At 56.1% G+C, this 17,468-nt stretch carries 17 protein-coding genes; 12 read left to right on the top strand and 5 right to left on the bottom strand.

Features of this window, described 5'->3' with window-relative positions:
- The first annotated feature begins 275 nt into the window (after window positions 1-275).
- The 3 genes from P6287_RS17010 to P6287_RS17000 are packed head-to-tail and all read left to right on the top strand — an operon-like array spanning window position 276 to window position 6,138.
- Window positions 276-2,015 (top strand): autotransporter assembly complex family protein, encoded by a 1,740-nt coding sequence (locus tag P6287_RS17010; protein WP_137386596.1) that lies wholly within the window; start codon window positions 276-278, stop codon window positions 2,013-2,015.
- On the top strand, window positions 2,012-5,782 hold the full coding sequence (locus P6287_RS17005) for a translocation/assembly module TamB domain-containing protein (RefSeq protein ID WP_192412245.1): 3,771 nt from the start codon (window positions 2,012-2,014) through the stop codon (window positions 5,780-5,782). The genes P6287_RS17010 and P6287_RS17005 overlap by 4 nt, the downstream gene beginning before the upstream one ends.
- Window positions 5,783-5,784: 2 nt before the next feature.
- The gene (locus P6287_RS17000; RefSeq protein WP_101762883.1) at window positions 5,785-6,138 is read left to right on the top strand and encodes a gamma-glutamylcyclotransferase; all 354 of its coding nucleotides are present in this window, start codon (window positions 5,785-5,787) and stop codon (window positions 6,136-6,138) included.
- A gap of 53 nt (window positions 6,139-6,191) precedes the next feature.
- Here the strand turns inward: P6287_RS17000 and ppa are convergent, their stop codons facing one another.
- From ppa to P6287_RS16985, 3 genes are all read right to left on the bottom strand, one after another.
- Entirely contained in the window at window positions 6,192-6,722 is a 531-nt protein-coding gene (ppa, locus tag P6287_RS16995) for an inorganic diphosphatase (RefSeq protein WP_007892166.1), read from the bottom strand.
- A 100-nt stretch (window positions 6,723-6,822) separates the two neighbouring features.
- Entirely contained in the window at window positions 6,823-7,272 is a 450-nt protein-coding gene (locus P6287_RS16990) for a DUF441 domain-containing protein (RefSeq protein WP_008103576.1), read from the bottom strand.
- Between the two features lie 70 nt (window positions 7,273-7,342).
- Window positions 7,343-7,756: a lysozyme inhibitor LprI family protein gene (locus tag P6287_RS16985; protein WP_101762885.1), complete on the bottom strand. Its 414-nt coding sequence runs from the start codon at window positions 7,754-7,756 to the stop codon at window positions 7,343-7,345.
- Between the two features lie 169 nt (window positions 7,757-7,925).
- On the opposite strand from P6287_RS16985, the gene P6287_RS16980 reads away from it, so the two are divergent.
- A complete protein-coding gene (locus tag P6287_RS16980) occupies window positions 7,926-9,497 on the top strand; it encodes a methyl-accepting chemotaxis protein (RefSeq protein WP_277974145.1) in 1,572 nt (523 codons plus the stop codon).
- 51 nt (window positions 9,498-9,548) lie between these two features.
- On the opposite strand, the gene fbp is transcribed toward P6287_RS16980, so the two are convergent.
- A complete protein-coding gene (fbp, locus tag P6287_RS16975; RefSeq protein WP_008103565.1) occupies window positions 9,549-10,556 on the bottom strand; it encodes a class 1 fructose-bisphosphatase in 1,008 nt (335 codons plus the stop codon).
- A 166-nt stretch (window positions 10,557-10,722) separates the two neighbouring features.
- Between fbp and mpl the strand changes: the two genes are divergently transcribed.
- Window positions 10,723-12,078 carry a UDP-N-acetylmuramate:L-alanyl-gamma-D-glutamyl-meso-diaminopimelate ligase gene (gene mpl, locus P6287_RS16970; RefSeq protein ID WP_277974144.1) on the top strand — a complete coding sequence of 452 codons (1,356 nt, stop codon included), beginning with the start codon at window positions 10,723-10,725 and terminating at the stop codon, window positions 12,076-12,078.
- Window positions 12,079-12,206: 128 nt separating this feature from the next.
- On the opposite strand, the gene yjgA is transcribed toward mpl, so the two are convergent.
- On the bottom strand, window positions 12,207-12,749 hold the full coding sequence (gene yjgA / locus P6287_RS16965) for a ribosome biogenesis factor YjgA (RefSeq protein ID WP_101762888.1): 543 nt from the start codon (window positions 12,747-12,749) through the stop codon (window positions 12,207-12,209).
- A 115-nt stretch (window positions 12,750-12,864) separates the two neighbouring features.
- Here yjgA and pmbA point away from each other — a divergent pair, with 115 nt between their 5' ends.
- From pmbA to P6287_RS16930, 7 genes are all read left to right on the top strand, one after another.
- A complete protein-coding gene (gene pmbA, locus P6287_RS16960; protein ID WP_277974143.1) occupies window positions 12,865-14,205 on the top strand; it encodes a metalloprotease PmbA in 1,341 nt (446 codons plus the stop codon).
- Window positions 14,206-14,276: 71 nt separating this feature from the next.
- Window positions 14,277-14,666: a cytochrome b562 gene (gene cybC / locus P6287_RS16955; RefSeq protein WP_061720170.1), complete on the top strand. Its 390-nt coding sequence runs from the start codon at window positions 14,277-14,279 to the stop codon at window positions 14,664-14,666.
- A 253-nt stretch (window positions 14,667-14,919) separates the two neighbouring features.
- Entirely contained in the window at window positions 14,920-15,258 is a 339-nt protein-coding gene (locus P6287_RS16950; protein WP_277974142.1) for a glycine dehydrogenase, read from the top strand.
- A gap of 17 nt (window positions 15,259-15,275) precedes the next feature.
- Window positions 15,276-15,632 carry an SFCGS family glycine-rich protein gene (locus P6287_RS16945; RefSeq protein WP_008103553.1) on the top strand — a complete coding sequence of 119 codons (357 nt, stop codon included), beginning with the start codon at window positions 15,276-15,278 and terminating at the stop codon, window positions 15,630-15,632.
- Window positions 15,633-15,634: 2 nt separating this feature from the next.
- Window positions 15,635-15,931, top strand: a complete 297-nt coding sequence (locus tag P6287_RS16940) for a DUF4312 family protein (protein WP_137386587.1) — start codon at window positions 15,635-15,637, stop codon at window positions 15,929-15,931.
- A 27-nt stretch (window positions 15,932-15,958) separates the two neighbouring features.
- Window positions 15,959-16,735 carry a DUF4311 domain-containing protein gene (locus tag P6287_RS16935; protein WP_101762892.1) on the top strand — a complete coding sequence of 259 codons (777 nt, stop codon included), beginning with the start codon at window positions 15,959-15,961 and terminating at the stop codon, window positions 16,733-16,735.
- Window positions 16,736-16,747: 12 nt separating this feature from the next.
- Entirely contained in the window at window positions 16,748-17,395 is a 648-nt protein-coding gene (locus P6287_RS16930) for a DUF4310 family protein (protein WP_064738408.1), read from the top strand.
- Window positions 17,396-17,468: the final 73 nt, after the last annotated feature.

The following is a 17,468-nucleotide window of genomic DNA, read 5'->3' as shown; positions in this document are numbered from 1 at the left end:
ATTATAGCAGCAGCGCTTATCATGCCGCTATAGGCGCGCATCAGGGGGTCGGATTAATCTGAGTGAGCGTCATTCGCGAGCTCAAGAATCGCCTTGGTTGTTGTATCGTTTAGCACATTTACCCACAATAGGTCACAATTTGGCTTAGTCGCTGAATTTGCGCCAGTGGGGGGAAAAGAGCGGCTATGCTGATGGGTAAACGCGCGCTGGTGATACCCTTCCAGAGAATAAACGCCCCTGCGGAATAGGGGCCGGCATTATTAACAGGAGTACGTGTGCCACGATTTCATATTTATTGTTTGGCCAGCCTGTTGCTTGCTGCACCTGCCGTTGAGGCAGCCAAAGTGCGCTTGCAGCTGGACGGTCTTAGCGGGGATTTGCAAAAGAACGTCAGGGCACGCTTGTCCACCATCGGCAGTGACGAGGTGTCGAACGACGGCCGTTTCCGCGCGCGCGTTGCGGAAGCGATCAAAGAAGGCCTGCGGGCGCTGGGTTATTACGAACCGGAGATCAATTTTGAATCGCGCCCGGCACCGCCGCAAGGTGGTCGTCCGGTATTGATCGCACACGTTAAGCCCGGCGAACCGGTCAAGATCGGCGGCAGCACCATTGTGATCGAAGGTGAAGCCCGCACCGACAAGGATTACCAAGCCTGGGTCAAACAGGGCACGCCGAAAGTCGGTACACAGCTGAATCACGGCGCCTATGACAAATTTAAAAACGGCTTCTCCAGCCTGGCATTGCGTAATGGTTACTTCGACGGTGACTTTAAGCAAAGCCAGCTTGGCGTTTCGGTTGAACGGCGCGAAGCCTTCTGGGACATCAATTACGATAGCGGCCCGCGCTACCGTTTCGGTGATGTCGGTTTCCAGGGCTCGCAAATCGACGAAGCCTATCTGCAAAATCTGGTGCCGTTCAAAAAGGGCGATTACTACAGCTCGCGCGATCTGGCCGAACTTAACCGCCGCTTGTCGGCGACCGGCTGGTTCAACTCGGTGGTGGTCGCGCCTGAGTTTGATAAAGGTCGTCAAAGCAAAGTGCTGCCGCTGAATGCGGTGGTATCGCCACGCGTGGAAAACACCATTGAAACCGGCGTCGGTTACTCCACCGATGTCGGGCCGCGCATTAAAGGCACGTGGAAAAAACCGTGGATTAACAGCAGCGGCCACAGCCTGGCCGCCAGCGCCTACGTTTCTGCGCCGGAGCAGCAGCTCGATCTCAGCTACAAAGTCCCGCTGCTGAAAAGTCCGCTGGAGCAGTATTACACCTTCTCCGGCGGTGTGAAGCGTACCGATCTCAACGACACCAAAGCCGATACCACCACGCTGGCGATGTCGCGAAACTGGGACAGCAGCAGCGGCTGGCAGAAGGCAATCAACCTGCGCTGGAGCCTCGATCACTTTACCCAGGCCAGCGTGACCAACACCACTATGCTGCTCTATCCGGGCGTCAGCCTGAACCGCACCCGTTCGCGCGGCGGTCTGATGCCAACGTGGGGCGATTCGCAGCGCTACTCGGTCGACGTGTCGGATACCACATGGGGTTCGGACGTTGATTTCGTCATCATGCAGGCGCAAAACGTCTGGATTCGCACGCTCGCCGATAAGCATCGCTTTGTGGCGCGCGGCAATGTGGGCTGGATCGAAACCAACGACTTCGACAAAGTGCCGCCGGATCTGCGCTTCTTCGCCGGTGGCGATCGCAGCATTCGCGGCTACAAATACAAAGACGTATCGCCACGTGATGATAACGGCAAGCTGACCGGCGCCTCGAAAATGGCCACCGGCTCGCTTGAATATCAATACAACGTGACCGGCAAATGGTGGGGCGCGGTGTTCGTCGATTCCGGTGAAGCGGTCAACGACATCAAGCAGAGCAACCTGAAAACCGGCGCCGGCTTCGGCGTGCGCTGGTCTTCTCCGGTCGGGCCGATCAAGTTTGATATCGCGCGGCCGATTGGCGACGACAAGGAGCATGGATTGCAATTTTATGTAGGATTGGGGCCTGAACTATGAAGCTGTGGAAAAAGGTCCTGATTGGCATCGGTATTTTTCTGGTGCTGCTGTTGGGCAGCATCGCGTTTCTGGTGGGCACCACGCCGGGTTTGCATCTGCTGCTGAAAGGCGCCGATCGCTGGGTGCCAGGTTTGTCGATCAAACAGGTGGAAGGTGGCTGGCGCGATCTAACGCTAAGCGGCGTGAAGTATGAAATGCCGGGCGTCAGTGTGGATGCCGGACGTTTCCACCTGGCGCTGAATCTCAACTGCCTGCTGCATTCGTCGGTGTGTGTCAATGACATCGCGCTGCAGGATGTCAGCGTGGTGGTCGATAGCAAAAAAATGGCACCGGCCAGCGCCCCGCCGCCGGAAGAGGAGAGCGGCAGCACCAATCTCAGCACGCCGTATCCCATCACGCTCAGCAAAGTCGGCCTGCATAACATCAACGTAAAAGTGGATGACACCGCAATTTCCCTGCTCGACTTCACCAGCGGCCTGCAGTGGCAGGATCGCGCACTGACGCTGACGCCAACCCATATCCAAAGCCTGCTGATCGCGCTGCCGAAAGCGGCCAAAGTGGTGGATGAGCAGGTGGTGCAGCCAAAAGTGCAGCAGCCGCAGCCGGATGAACAGCCGCTGGGCGAAACGCTGCAGGCGATGTTCGCTAAGCCGCTATTACCAGAGATGCCGGACTTCCAGCTGCCGCTGGATATCACCGTGCAGGAACTGTTGGGCGAACAGCTGCGCATCACCGGCGATACCGACATCTCAATCACGCGTCTGCTGTTAAAAGCCAAAACCGCCGATCGTCATCTCCAGCTGGAAACCTTTGATGTCGATTCGCCGCAAGGGCAGGTGAACGCCAGCGGTGAAGCGACGTTGGCCGATAACTGGCCGGTAAATTTTGCGCTGAACGGCACGCTCAATCTCGACCCAATCAAGGGCGAGAAGATCAAAATGAACCTTGCAGGCGCGATGCGTGACGAGCTGAAGCTCGGGCTGAATCTTTCCGGTCCGGTGCGTGCGCAGCTGGATGCGACCACGCAGCCTGCGGTCGCTGGTTTGCCGCTGGCGCTAAAACTCACCAGCCCGCAGCTGCGCTGGCCGCTCACCGGCGCGGTGCAGTATCAGGCGGATAATCTCGATTATCAGTTCAAAGGCAAAGCCACCGATTACGTGATGTCGCTGCGCACTGCGGTGAAAGGCGAAGGCGTGCCGCCTGCCAGCATTGCGCTGGACGGCAAAGGCAACGAGCAGCAGTTCAATCTTGATAAGCTGCGCGTGGCGGCGCTGCAGGGCAATATCGATCTGACGGCGCTGGTGGACTGGAGCAAAGCCATCAGCTGGCGCAGCGAATTGACGCTGTCCGGCATCAACACCGCCAAACAGTATCCGGATTGGCCAGCGAAGCTGGAGGGCAAAATTGCCACGCGCGGCAGCTTGTACGGCGGAACCTGGCAGCTCAGCGTGCCGCAGCTCGAGCTGAAAGGAAATGTTAAGCAGAACGCGGTGAGCGCCAAAGGTACGTTGACCGGCAACAGCTACAACCAGTGGAAAGTGCCCGGCCTTAACATTGCGCTGGGTCGCAACCATCTGGACGTGAAGGGCGAGCTGGGCGACACGCTAAATCTCGATGCCAGCATTGATGCGCCAAAGCTGGATAACGCGCTGCCGGGCCTGGGCGGCGTCGCCAAAGGCACCATCAAAGCACGCGGCACCTTACAAGCGCCGCAGCTGCTGGCCGATCTCACGGCTACTGGTTTGCGCTGGCAGCAGCTGCAGATCCGTCGTGTGGCGTTGCAGGGCGATGTGAAATCCAGCGATCAGATCGCCGGTAAGCTGCAACTGCGCGTGGAACAATTGCAGCAGGATGCGCTGAAAGTGAACCTGTTAACGCTGAACGCCGACGGCAACGAAAAGCAGCATCAGCTTAAGCTCGAGGTACAGGGCGAACCGGTTTCCGGTCAGCTGGCGCTGAACGGCAGCTTTGATCGCAAAACCCAGCGCTGGCAGGGCAATCTCAACAACACGCGTTTCGACACGCCGGTAGGCGAATGGCGACTGACGCGGGCGATGGCGATTGATTACCTCAACAGCAAGCAGACCGCCACCATTGGGCCGCACTGCTGGCAGAACCCGAACGCGCAGCTGTGCGTACCGGAACCGATTGAAGCCGGTGCCAGCGGACATGCGCATGTGGTGCTCAATCGCTTCGATTTGGCGATGATCAAACCGTTCCTCACCGATGCCACCAAACTGAACGGCGTGTTCAGTGGTGATGCGCGCGTTAACTGGACCGCCGACGGCGCGCTGCCAACCGGCACCTTAGCGCTGAAAGGCAGCGGCGTGAAAGTGGAGCAAGACGTGCAGGGCAACAGTTTGCCTATCGCCTTCGACACGCTGAACCTGAATGCGGCGCTGCGTAACGGTCGCGCACAGCTTGATTGGTTGATCCATATCGTCAACAACGGCCAGCTGAGCGGCAATGTGCAGATCGCCGATCCTGAGAATCGGCGTCAGCTGTCGGGCAACATCGGCATCAGCAATATTTCGCTGGCGATGCTGAATCCGGCGCTGATGCAGGGCGAGAAGATTAAAGGCAACCTGAACAGCAACCTGCGCCTTGGCGGCACGCTGCAGCAGCCGCAGGTGTTTGGTCAGTTGGGGCTGAGCGATGTGGATGTCGACGGCAGCTTTATGCCGGTCGATCTCACCGCCGCCAACCTTAACATGGTGTTCAACGGCATGAGCTCAACGCTCAACGGCATGATTCAGACGGCGCAGGGCAATCTTAACCTGAGCGGTAACGCCGACTGGAGCCAGCTGGATAACTGGCGCGCGCGCGTGGCGGCGCAAGGTAGCCGCATCCGCGTTACCGTGCCGCCAATGGTGCGCATGGATGTCTCGCCGGATCTGGTGTTTGAAGCCACGCCGGCCGCGTTCAGCCTCGACGGCAAAGTGGATATTCCGTGGGCGCGCATTACCGTGCAGGAAGTGCCGGAAAGCGCCACCGGCGTCTCCTCTGATGAAGTGATGCTGGATCAAAATCTCAAGCCGATTCAGCCGAAAACGGCGGCGATTCCGATCAACAGCAATCTGGTGATCCACGTCGGTAATGATGTGCGGCTCTCGGCATTTGGCCTAAAAGCCAGGCTGAATGGCGATCTCAAACTGGTGCAGGATAAAAACGGCCTCGGCTTGAATGGCCAGATCAACATCCCATCCGGCCGCTTCCACGCTTATGGTCAGGATCTGCTGGTGCGTAAAGGTGAGCTGCAATTCGCCGGACCGCCGGACCAGCCTTACGTTAATCTCGAGGCGATCCGTAATCCTGAGGCCACTGAAGACGATGTCACCGCCGGATTACGGGTAACCGGGCTGGCGGATGAGCCGAAAGTGGAAGTGTTCTCCGATCCGGCGATGTCACAGCAGGAAGCGCTTTCTTACCTGTTACGTGGTCAGGGACTCAACAGCGATGGCGACAGCAACGCATTAACTTCCGCGCTGGTGGGATTGGGGGTTGCGCAAAGTGGTCAGGTTGTGGGTAAAATCGGCGAGACCTTCGGTGTCAGTAATCTCGCGGTTGATACCGCTGGCGTAGGCGATAGCCAGCAGGTGCAGGTGAGTGGTTACGTGTTGCCGGGTCTACAAGTAAAATACGGTGTTGGCATATTTGATTCACTGGCGACCTTAACCTTGCGTTATCGCCTGATGCCCAAACTCTATTTAGAAGCCGTGTCGGGTCTCGATCAGGCACTGGATCTGCTCTATCAGTTTGAGTTTTAGCAATGCGAATAATTGTCTATGGCAGTTTACGGCGCAAACAGGGAAACAGTCATTGGATGACGAATGCGCAGTGGCTCGGCGACCATCAGATTGTGGGGTTTGATCTCTACAATCTGGGTCACTATCCGGGCGTGGTGGAAGGAGAAGGCAGCGTTTATTGCGAGGTGTATCGCATTGACGCCAGCACGCTCGGCGAACTTGATGCCTTGCGCACCAAAAATGGCGAATACAAACGCCAGCTTATTCAGACGCCTTACGGCAGTGCCTGGCTGTATGTCTATCAGCGTTCAGTCGCGGGTCGCACGCATATCGCGAGCGGTGACTGGTTAAGGCGAGATGGCGAAACAGAGGCATAAATAAAAACACCGTCCATTGGACGGTGTTTTTTTATGCGTGGCAGAAAAGAATCTTATTTCTTCTGCGCACGCTCGTAAGAGGCGATGATTTCAGCTTTGGCCGCTTCTGCGTTGTCCCAGCCATCAACCTTCACCCATTTGCCTTTTTCCAGATCTTTGTAGTGCTCGAAGAAGTGGGTGATCTGCGCTTTCAGCAGTTCTGGCAGGTCGTTCACATCTTTGATGTGATCGTACTCTTTGCTCAGCTTGGTGTGCGGCACCGCAACCAGTTTGGCATCTTCGCCAGACTCGTCGGTCATTTTCAGCACGCCGACGGGACGGCAGCGGATCACTGAGCCCGGTACCAGCGGATAAGGGGTTGGCACCAGCACGTCAACCGGGTCACCATCCAGAGACAGGGTGTGGTTGATGTAGCCGTAGTTGCACGGATAGAACATGGCGGTAGACATGAAACGGTCTACAAACAGGGCGCCAGACTCTTTGTCGACTTCATATTTGATCGGATCGGCGTTAGCCGGGATCTCAATGACAACGTAGATATCTTCTGGCAACTCTTTACCTGCAGGCACCTGGTTCAAACTCATCTGGCTTTCCTTCATTAGTCATATGTTGAGTGACGGCTATTATAGCCAACTGACTCTGAAAGTATGCCCCCTTTTTGGCGTTTCGGAATGCTCCAACCCGCTACTTCGCCGTGACAAACAGCGAGACGATCCCCGCCGCAATCAGTGGTCCAACCGGCACACCACGGAAGAAGGCCACGCCAATCACCGTACCAATCAACAGCCCACCAATCACCGACGGCTGCACGCTCATAAAGTTCACGCCGCGTCCGCCCAGCCAGGCAACGAAAACCCCCACCACAATCGCGATAATTGATTGCCAGTTGGCGAACGATTTCAACAGCGAAGAAGCCGGCAGCGTACCGCTGGCCAGCGGTGCCATCACCGCAACGGTGAGGATGATGATGCCAATCTGAATGCCCTGTTTTTCCACATAGGGAAAGAATTGCGACAGCGGGGTGAGCTTGATCGCCAGCAGGATCAGAATCGAGATGGTAACGGCGCTGTTATGAACGAAATAGCTGAGGACGGCGAGGCAAACAAGAATAATGGTGGAGGCATAAGCAGCCATGGTTTCTCCCTGCAGATTAATGGGCGCGCTGGCCGATGCCAGCGCTAAGCGTATTAAACGCTTACATTAATCAACAATCGTCGGGGTTGGCGCAACTGCCTTTGTTAATTGATTGCAACATCAGCGCCTGATTACGCACCAGACTGACGCCCTGCGCACCAACTGACAGCGCGGCCATCGTGCCCTGGCTGCTAACAAAATAGCTGCGGCTGGCATCCAGCCAACTGTCGCGATAGGTCAGCCACGCGCGCTGGGCGCTGCGCAATTTGTCTTTAGGTGCGCCGGTTAATTTTTTCATCGCTTGGGTGTACTGCGCGTTCATCTCTTTATCCCAGGCTTTATTGGCGGTGCCGTAGCATTGAGACATGCCGGCGGTGCTGGATTCCTTATTCAGACACTGATCGAGCTGCTGATCGATAGGGTTTTGTTGCGCCGCCGCAAAACCACTGACCAACAAACACGCCATCGGGAGCCATTTTTTCATCGTTTCATTCCTTAAATTTTGCGGGGGCAGAGTTCAGTAAAAATGAAGTCTGGATGATCGTCAGCCAGTTGACCATCAACAATGGATAAAGTTTCCGCGATCAATTGCCGATAATCTTTCCGTTTTAGGGCCAGCGGATTTCTGCCTTTTCTTGCAAACGGGGATAATCATGTTCAAACAGCTATCAATTCGTACTGCATTACTCACGCTTTTGGCTTTTATGACGCTGCTGCTGCTGGCAGTCAGCGCGATGGGCATCTCTGCCATCAACGCAGGCAATCAATCACTGGATGCTATTAACCGCATTCAGGGAATCGAACTGAACAGTTTGTACCAAAGCAACGCCGATCTCATGCGCGCGCGTGGCAGCGCCGCATTGGCCGTGCGCAAAATCGAAATCGGATTGCTGGAGGACGGCGCCAGCGTCACCAAACAAGCTGAGGAGGATGTCACCAGTTCCCAGCGTCATCTGAAAGCCTTTATTGATGCCGGAACGGTAACGGCTCAGGGTAAAATCCTGGCCGATGCCGTAGCTACTTCGTTCGCTGCCTATCATAAGGGCGCCATCGTGCCGATGATGGATGCGCTACAAAAGCAGTATACCGACGAATATTACCAGGTTTTGGAAGGCAACCTCTCAACGCTGGCAAGCAACTACGCGAAAGCCGTGCATGATTTTGCCGTTTATGCTGATGAAGTCTCAGCTACACGTCTGGCGCAAGCTGCACACAATGAGTGGCAGATGAAAATCATGATTGGCGTGGCGATGGCGTTGACGCTATTGCTGATCGTCATTGCCTGGCAACTGCTGCGTCGTCTGCTGCTGCGTCCACTCGATGGCGCGATTGTGCATCTGGAGCAAATTGCGGCCGGCGATTTATCCCAGCCGCTGCCCGCAGCCGGAAAGAGTGAATTAGGCCGTCTCAATCAGGCGCTGGCGAATATGCAGCTGGCGCTCAGCAGTTCGGTAAGTCAGGTGCGCGAAGCCAGCTTGCAGATTGACGTAGGAAGCCGCGAGTTAGCGGCGGGCACCGTGCATCTCTCGCAGCGTACCGAAGAGTCCGCCGCTTCGCTGGAGCAAACCGCGGCCAGCATGGAACAGCTCACCGCCACCGTGCGTCTCAATGCCAGCAACGCCAAAGAGGCCAATCAGCTCGCCAGCAATGTCTCCGACAGTGCCGATCGCGGTGCCGAAGTGGTCGGCTACGTGATGGAGAAGATGCAGGAGATCACCCAAAGCGCCAATCGCATTGGCGACATCCTCAGCGTGATTGATGGCATTGCCTTCCAGACCAACATCCTGGCACTGAACGCTGCGGTTGAAGCCGCGCGTGCCGGTGAACAAGGGCGCGGTTTTGCCGTGGTCGCTAATGAAGTGCGCACGCTGGCTGGTCGCAGCGCCACCGCCGCCAAAGAGATCCGCGAGCTCATCGCAGAATCGCAGACGCGGGTGCAAGAGGGCAGCGATATGGCCACGCGCGCTGGCGAAACCATGGATGAGATTTCAAGCGAAGTGATGCGCGTGACTACGCTGATGAAAGAGATCTCCATTGCTTCGGAAGAGCAGAGTCGCGGTATCGAGCAGGTGAATCAGGCGGTGACGCAGATGGATGAAGCCGCGCAGCAGAACGCCGCGTTAGTCGAAGAAGCCAGCGCTGCCACCCAATCGCTGGAAGCGCAGTCACAGCAGTTGCAGGATTCGATGGCGCAATTCCGTGTAGTCGCGTCTCTGCCTTCGTAGGCAGCAACAAAAAGCCCGCACGGAGGCGGGCTTTGCACAGCGGGAAAAGACTTAGGCTGAATGGTCGTCCGGATATTCACGGATAAAGCGTTCAACGTCGCCTACCATTGCGTCGTTGCCGCAGAAGAACGGGCAGCGCTGATGCAGCGTTTCTGGCTGGATGTCGAGGATGCGATTGGCACCATCGCTGGCTTTACCGCCCGCTTGCTCCGCCAGGAAGGCCATTGGGTTGCATTCGTACAGCAGACGCAGCTTGCCTTTCGGGTGGCTGGCGGTGCTTGGATAGAGATAGATGCCGCCTTTCAGCAGGTTACGGTGGAAGTCGGCCACCAGTGAACCAATGTAGCGCGAGGTATACGGGCGCTTGGTGGCGATATCTTCTTCCTGACAGAACTTCAGGTATTTCTTCACACCCTGCGGGAAGCGAATGTAGTTACCTTCGTTGATCGAGTAGGTGTAACCCTTCTCCGGGAAGGTCATGCGCTCGTGGCTCAGGCAGAATACGCCGAGCGACGGATCGTAAGTAAACGCATGCACGCCCACGCCAGTGGTGTAAACCATCATGGTCGAAGAACCGTAAACCACATAACCCGCAGCAACCTGCTTGTTGCCCGGCTGCATGAAGTCGGCTTCGGTGATTGGCGTGCCCGGCTCGCTGATGCGATGGTAGATAGAGAAAATGGTGCCGACGGAAACGTTAACGTCGATGTTTGAAGAACCGTCCAGCGGATCCATTAATACAACGTATTTGCCATTCTCTGAGCCTTCAAAGATGACGAACTCGTCTTCTTCTTCCGACGCGATACCGGCCACCACGCCGCGCGCTTTCAGGGCGGCTTTCAGCTTTTCGTTGGCAAACAGATCAAGCTTCATCTGCTGCTCACCCTGCACGTTTTCCACGCCGCTGGCACCCAGAATATCCACCAGACCCGCTTTGTTAATGTCGCGGTGGATAATTTTAGCGCCAAGCTTAATGGAAGAAATCAGCGCCGTCAGTTCACCTGTGGCGTGTGGAAAGTCGTGTTGCTTCTCGACGATGAATTCGCCTAACGTTTTCATAACACATTCCCTGCATCTACGATGGAGTGGCAGCAGCTGTAACAAGCTACCAACGTATGAGCGCAGTTTAGCCGATTGAACTTTAAAAACCATAGTCCTAATCCGTTTCTTCCCTCTCAACTCGGCGTTACACTGTGCGCCGAACTTTTGAGTAATGGATCTCTTTATGCGTATTCACATCCTCGGGATTTGTGGCACTTTCATGGGCGGACTGGCGATGCTGGCGCGCTCGCTGGGACACGAAGTGACCGGCTCAGACGCCAATGTCTATCCGCCGATGAGCACGTTGCTGGAACAGCAAAGCATTGAATTGACTGAAGGTTACGATGCCAGCCAGCTCGATCCGCAACCGGATCTGGTGATCATTGGTAACGCGATGACGCGCGGCAATCCTTGTGTCGAAGCGGTACTGGAACGCAACATTCCTTACCTCTCCGGCCCGCAATGGCTGCACGATTTCGTCCTGCGCGATCGTTGGGTGCTGGCGGTGGCGGGAACCCACGGCAAAACCACCACAGCCGGCATGGCAGCGTGGATTCTCGAGGCCTGCGGCCTGGAACCGGGCTTTATCATCGGTGGTGTGCCAGGAAACTTCGAGGTTTCGGCAAAATTAGGAAAAAGTCCATTCTTCGTCATCGAAGCGGATGAGTACGACAGCGCGTTCTTCGACAAGCGTTCCAAGTTTGTACATTACTGCCCGCGCACGCTGATCCTCAACAACCTCGAATTCGATCACGCGGATATCTTTGACGATCTGCGCGCCATCCAGAAGCAGTTCCATCACTTGATCCGTATCGTGCCGGGACAAGGCAAGATCCTGCTGCCGGAGCACGACAACAACATCAAGCAAGTGATGGCGATGGGCTGCTGGAGCGAGCAGGAAACGGTGGGCGATAACGGTCACTGGCAGGCGAAAAAGTTGACGCCGGACTCTTCACATTGGGAGATCTGGCTCGACGGCGAGAAAGTCGGCGAAGTGAACTGGGCGCTGGTGGGCGAGCACAACATGCACAATGGCCTGATGGCGATTGCAGCGGCGCGTCATGTTGGGGTGAAACCGGGAGATGCCGGTGAAGCGCTGAGCAGCTTCATTAATGCGCGTCGTCGTCTCGAACTGCGCGGTGAAGTGAACGCCATCAAGGTGTACGACGATTTCGCTCACCATCCTACCGCGATTCTCGCCACGCTGGCGGCGCTGCGCAGCAAAGTGGGCGGCACCGCACGCATTCTGGCGGTGCTGGAGCCGCGCTCAAATACCATGAAGATGGGGGTGAGCAAGAACGAGTTAGCGCCATCGCTGGGCCGCGCAGACGAAGTGTTCCTGTTCCAGCCGCACCATATTCCGTGGCAGGTTTCCGATGTCGCTGAGGCGTGCATTCAACCAGCGCAGTGGAGCGCGGATATCGATACGTTGGTGGAAATGGTGGCGAAGAAAGCCCAGCCAGGCGATTCGATTCTGGTGATGAGCAACGGCGGGTTTGGTGGTATTCACCAGAAACTGCTGGAGCGGTTAGGGCGGTGATGGTGCGGGTTTTCCCCTCACCCTGGCCCTCTCCCGCAAGCGGGCGAGGGAATGTTTAGGTGGAGCTCGGTCAGCCCCTTCTCCCGCTTGCGGGAGAAGGTTGGGATGAGGGGAAAATCGCAGAAAACTTACGCTTCTGCCAACTCGCGCAGATACTGGAAAATCAGGCGGGCAGATTTTGGCGGCTTATTCGCGGCTTTCTCTTTCTGCGCGTTACGGATCATGCTGCGCAGTTGCTGACGATCGGCGTGCGGATAGAGGTTAAACACTTCAGCGACCGCGTCATCACCTTGCTCGATCAAACGATCGCGCAAAATCTCCAGCTTATGGAACAGTGCAACCTGCTGGTTGTGACGATTCTTCAGCTTATCCAGCGCCTGGCGAATCGGATCTTCATCGCGTGAACGCAGCATCTTACCGATCAGCTGCAGCTGACGGCGACGGCCTTCTTTCTTGATGCGCTGCGCCAGTTCAATCGCGTCGCGCAATTGTTCGTCGAGTGGGATCTTGTCGAGGGAATTTTTCCCCAGCTCAACCAGCTCGGCACCAAGGCGTTTTAGCTCTTCGGCATCGCGTTTAATTTCGCTTTTGCTGACCCAGATAATCTCTTCATCTTCTTCGTCATTATTATCCGGCACATCGTCGAGCCAGTCTTCGGGCTGCTTGGTCATCTCTTGGCTCCCAAAAAAAAGAGGCTAATCCTACCAGTTTATCGGGCGACTGCGAAATTGTTCTCTGAGTCTGATAGACTCAAACAATTCATACTTAAGATTAGACGGCAGGTCGATGAACGTATCTACTCAGGTTGCAGAACAACGTAAAGTGTTGGAACAGGCTGTCGCGCAGGCGTTGGAACTGGCAAAAGCCAGCACCGATGGCGCTGAAGTGGCGGTCACCAAAACCACCGGCATCGGCGTCAGTACCCGCTATGGCGAAGTGGAAAACGTCGAATTCAACAGCGATGGTGCGCTCGGCATCACCGTCTACCATCAAAACCGAAAAGGCAGCGCTTCCTCCACCGATCTCAGCCCGGATGCGATCAAACGCACCGTGCAGGCGGCGATCGACATTGCGCGCTACACCTCGGTGGATCCATTTGGCGCACCGGCCGATCCCGATCTGCTGGCGTTTGACGCGCCGGATCTCGATCTCTACCATCCGTGGGAGATCGATGCCGATCGCGCTATCGAACTGGCCGCTCAGGCGGAACAAGCGTCGTTGCAGGCCGACAAGCGCATCACCAACACCGAAGGCGGCAGCTTCAACAGCCACGTTGGTATCAAAGTCTTTGGTAACAGCCACGGCATGTTGCAGAGCTACTGCTCCAGCCGCCATTCGCTCTCCAGCTGTGTGATAGCCGAGCAGGACGGCAATATGGAGCGCGATTACGCGTATACCATTGGCCGCGCTTTTGACGATCTGAAAAGCCCGGAATGGGTTGGCGCCGAGTGCGCCCGCCGCACGCTGTCGCGTCTGGCACCGCGCAAGCTTTCGACCATGAAAGCGCCGGTGATCTTCGCGCCAGAAGTGGCGACCGGTTTGTTTGGTCATCTGGTGGGCATGATCAGCGGCAGCAGCGTGTACCGCAAATCGACCTTCCTGCTTGATTCGCTCGGTAAGCAGATTCTGCCAGAGTGGCTGACCATTGAAGAGCATCCGCACCTGCTGAAAGGCCTGGCATCCACGCCGTTCGACAGCGAAGGCGTGCGCACCCAATCGTGTGACATCATTAAAGATGGCGTGCTGCAGAACTGGCTGCTGACCAGCTACTCGGCGCGCAAGCTCGGCTTGCAGAGCACCGGCCACGCAGGCGGCATCCACAACTGGCGTATTGCCGGTCAGGGCCACAGCTTTGACGACCTGCTGAAGCAGATGGGCACCGGTTTAGTGGTAACCGAGATGATGGGCTCCAGCATCAACGGCATGACCGGCGACTATTCACGCGGCGCATCCGGATTCTGGGTGGAAAACGGTGAGATTCAATATCCTGTGAGCGAGATCACAATCGCTGGTAACCTCAAGGAGATGTGGCTCAATATGGTAACCGTCGGTAACGACATTGAAACCCGCAGCAATATACAATGCGGTTCGGTGCTGCTGCCGGAGATGAAAATCGCCGGACAATAGAGTCATCGCTTTTTGAAAGCAGCCCGCAAGGCTGCTTTTTTTTGGCCCGACAATAATAAAAGGACATACCAATGCGTAATAAGCATGTGATTGCAGTGTTGTCGTTATCGCTGTTGTTCTCCTCGGCTAGCGTGTTTGCAGCCGATTTAGAAAAAGATATGGATGCGCTCAAAGATGGTCTGAGCGTGGTGAAGAAAACTTCTGACGCGCAGGAGATGCATACCGCGTTGGGTAAGATGCGCCAGGCGGCAACGGATGCTAAGCAATCCACGCCGGAAAAACTGGAAGGTCAGGCGGCCGATAGCGCGCAGATCAAGGATTATCACGCCGGTCTGGATTCGCTGATTGCCCAGATCGATGTGGTTGATCAGTTGGCGCAAGCCAACAAGCTGGACGAAGCCAAGGCCGAAGCGAAGAAACTGGAAGATATTCGCAACGCCAACCATAAGAAATTCCGTTGATAACCCGGCCAGCCCAGCGGCTGGCCTTATTCCTCTTTGCTTTCTCTCCGTTTTAATCCGCCTAAATCCATCACTTCTCGCATTTTGTGACCGCTTTCGCACACTTCGTGCGTCCTGAGATCTGGCGCACACTCGCCCGCGGGATTTCCACTTTGAGGTGGAAAAGTTGCGACTCAACAGCCTCAAGGGGAAAGCGTACTTTCTTATCAACGAGAAATATCTGTAATTGTCCGCTGTAAACAGGAGTAACAAGGTGAGGAGTGAAGCTGTCCCGCTGAAACAGAGCACGCCGGAAGCGATCCAGGCGCTGGCGGATAAGGTGTTAAGCCAAATTGCAGCGATCTACGCCGCGCATCACATCGAAGCCAACGCCGTGCAGCAGCAGATGCTGGCTTCGCATGTCCGAGCGATGGCATCGCGCTCTTTAACGGGTGAAGCGCTTCCGGAAGTAGAAGCTGAGCTGTTTGAAGATATCTCGCCGGAAACCATGGCGCTGGCGCAGCAGATGGTGGATCTGTTTGGCAATCTGCCCAAAGAGGAAGCCTGGTTGTTGTCCGTCCATATCGAAGTGGCGAAATCGAACGAAGCATAAATTGTGAGGAATTGAACATGGTAACTGTAGTGATTGGCGATCGTCTGGGTAAAGGTCAGAAAGTAGCAGCGGGCATCGAGAAAGCCGGTGGTCGTGCGGTGGTGGTGCCAGGCGTGGCAGCCGACATGAAGCTGGGCGACGTGATGAAAGCGGAAAACGCCGACTTCGGTATCTCCTTCTGCGGCAGCGGCGGTGCCGGTGCGATTACCGCGCAGAACAAATATGGCTACAAAGCCAAACACGGGATGCGTTCGATTGACGAAGGCGTTACCGCCATCAATGAAGGTGCCACCGTGCTGGGCTTCGGCTTTATGGATAAAGAAGAGCTGGGTGAGCGTCTGGTGCAGGCCTGGACTAAAAAACACGGCAGCTAAGTATGAAACAGCAATACGAGACGCAGGTAACGGTGCAGGGCAAAGGCGACAGTAAAGCAAAAGCCTTTGCCGATGCGCTCAGCAAGGTGCAGCAGCAAGTGCTGCGCACCAGCCAAAAGATTCTGTTGCGCATTGAACCCATAGATGTGCGGGTGCTGCGCGCGCAGGAGAGCGTGCGCAAGGAAAAATTCTTGTTCTTCTTCCTCGCGCGTGAGCGACGGAATTACAGCGTTGAGCTGGACATTACCGTTAGCGTCACTGTGATCGACACCGACAAGGTGGACTTCATAGCGACTTAATAAAAACGACAACAAGGGTACGACGACATGTTTTTAATCATTTTGTTTAAGTCGTTAATCATTGGCGGATTGGTTGGCGTCGGGGTGGGAGCGGGCGCAGCGCGCATGTTCCACGCACCGACCACACAAGGTATGGGCGCGTTCCGTACCTTGGGAGAACTCAATTCCTGTGAAGGCGATCCGGCATCGCACTTCTCCTTTGGTCTCGGCTTCTTCTTTAACGCCTGGGCATCATCCGTGGCAGCGGGTTCCTTCACGCAGGACGTCGATCACCGCATTTTGCCGAACTGGGGCGCGGCGGCACTGATGGTGAAAAACCGCAACGTGGCGGAAACGCTGCACAACCCGAAACGCATGGCGATTGCCTGCGGCATCATCGGCATGATTGTGGTGGCCTTCCTTAACAGCACGGCGTCTGCGGTTCCGGCGGCGCTGCAGGTTACCGCAGTAAAAGTGCTGGTGCCGGCGGCTAACCTGCTGGTGAATACCGTGATGCCAGTGATCTTCTGGCTGGCAGCGATTGATGCCGGTAAGAAATCTGGCTTCTGGGCCACCATTTTTGGCGGTCTGGCGCAGCTGATCATGGGTAACGCCGTACCGGGTTTGGTGCTGGGCATCCTGATCGGTAAGGGTGTGGAAGAGAGCGGCTGGAACAAAGTCACCAAGGTGATGATGTTTGCCATCGTGCTGCTGTTTGCCTTGAGCGGCTTCTTCCGCGGTTTCGATCTGAAACTGCTGCAATCCTTCCAGCTGGGTATTCCGGGCTGGCTGGATATGATCCACAACAGCGTCAGCGGCAAATAAGGAGCCATCAGCATGAACGAGAACGAAAACAAAGGGTTCTGGTACGCCGACTGGTCTTTCCCGATTTTTGTTGGCCTGCTCTCCTCCGGCGTATTTGCCGGTACGCACATGTATTACCTGTACGGCATTGGTGCTTTTAACGAAGTGGCGTTTGTCTCGATGCTGCGCTCCGGTATGGAAACCGGCGTGTATGGCGCGGTGGCGGCGTTTGGTGCCAGCTTCCTGTTTGCACGCATTATCGAAGGTTCGCTGGTGGGGATTCTCGATATTGGCGGCGCGATCCAGACCGGCGTCGGCCTCGGCGTGCCTGCGCTGCTGCTCGGTGCTGGCATTGTGTTCCCGGTCGCCAACTTTGCCGCATCGCTGGCTACGGGTTTGGTGGTGGGCTTAGCGATAGGTTATCTGATCATCCTGGCGCGTAAGTTCACCATCAACCAGAGCGACTCAACCTACGGCGCAGACGTGATGATGGGCGCGGGTAACGCATCGGGCCGTTTCCTCGGGCCGCTGATTATCCTTTCTGCCATGGCGGCGTCGATTCCTATTGGTCTCGGTTCGCTGGTGGGGGCGCTGCTGTTCTACCTGTGGAATAAGCCTATTACCGGCGGCGCGATTTTGGGCGCGATGGTGTTGGGTGCGATGTTCCCAATCTCACTCTGATACTGATGTGCGGCCATATGGCTGCACATATCCGTAGCGGCGCCATTTATTGCGCGATAAATCACGCCGCTAC

The sequence above is a fragment of the Pantoea sp. X85 genome, from assembly GCF_029623675.1.
GTDB lineage: Bacteria > Pseudomonadota > Gammaproteobacteria > Enterobacterales > Enterobacteriaceae > Pantoea > Pantoea leporis.
Note: the sequence above shows the minus strand (reverse complement) of the source record. Positions and strands in the feature narration are given on the sequence as shown.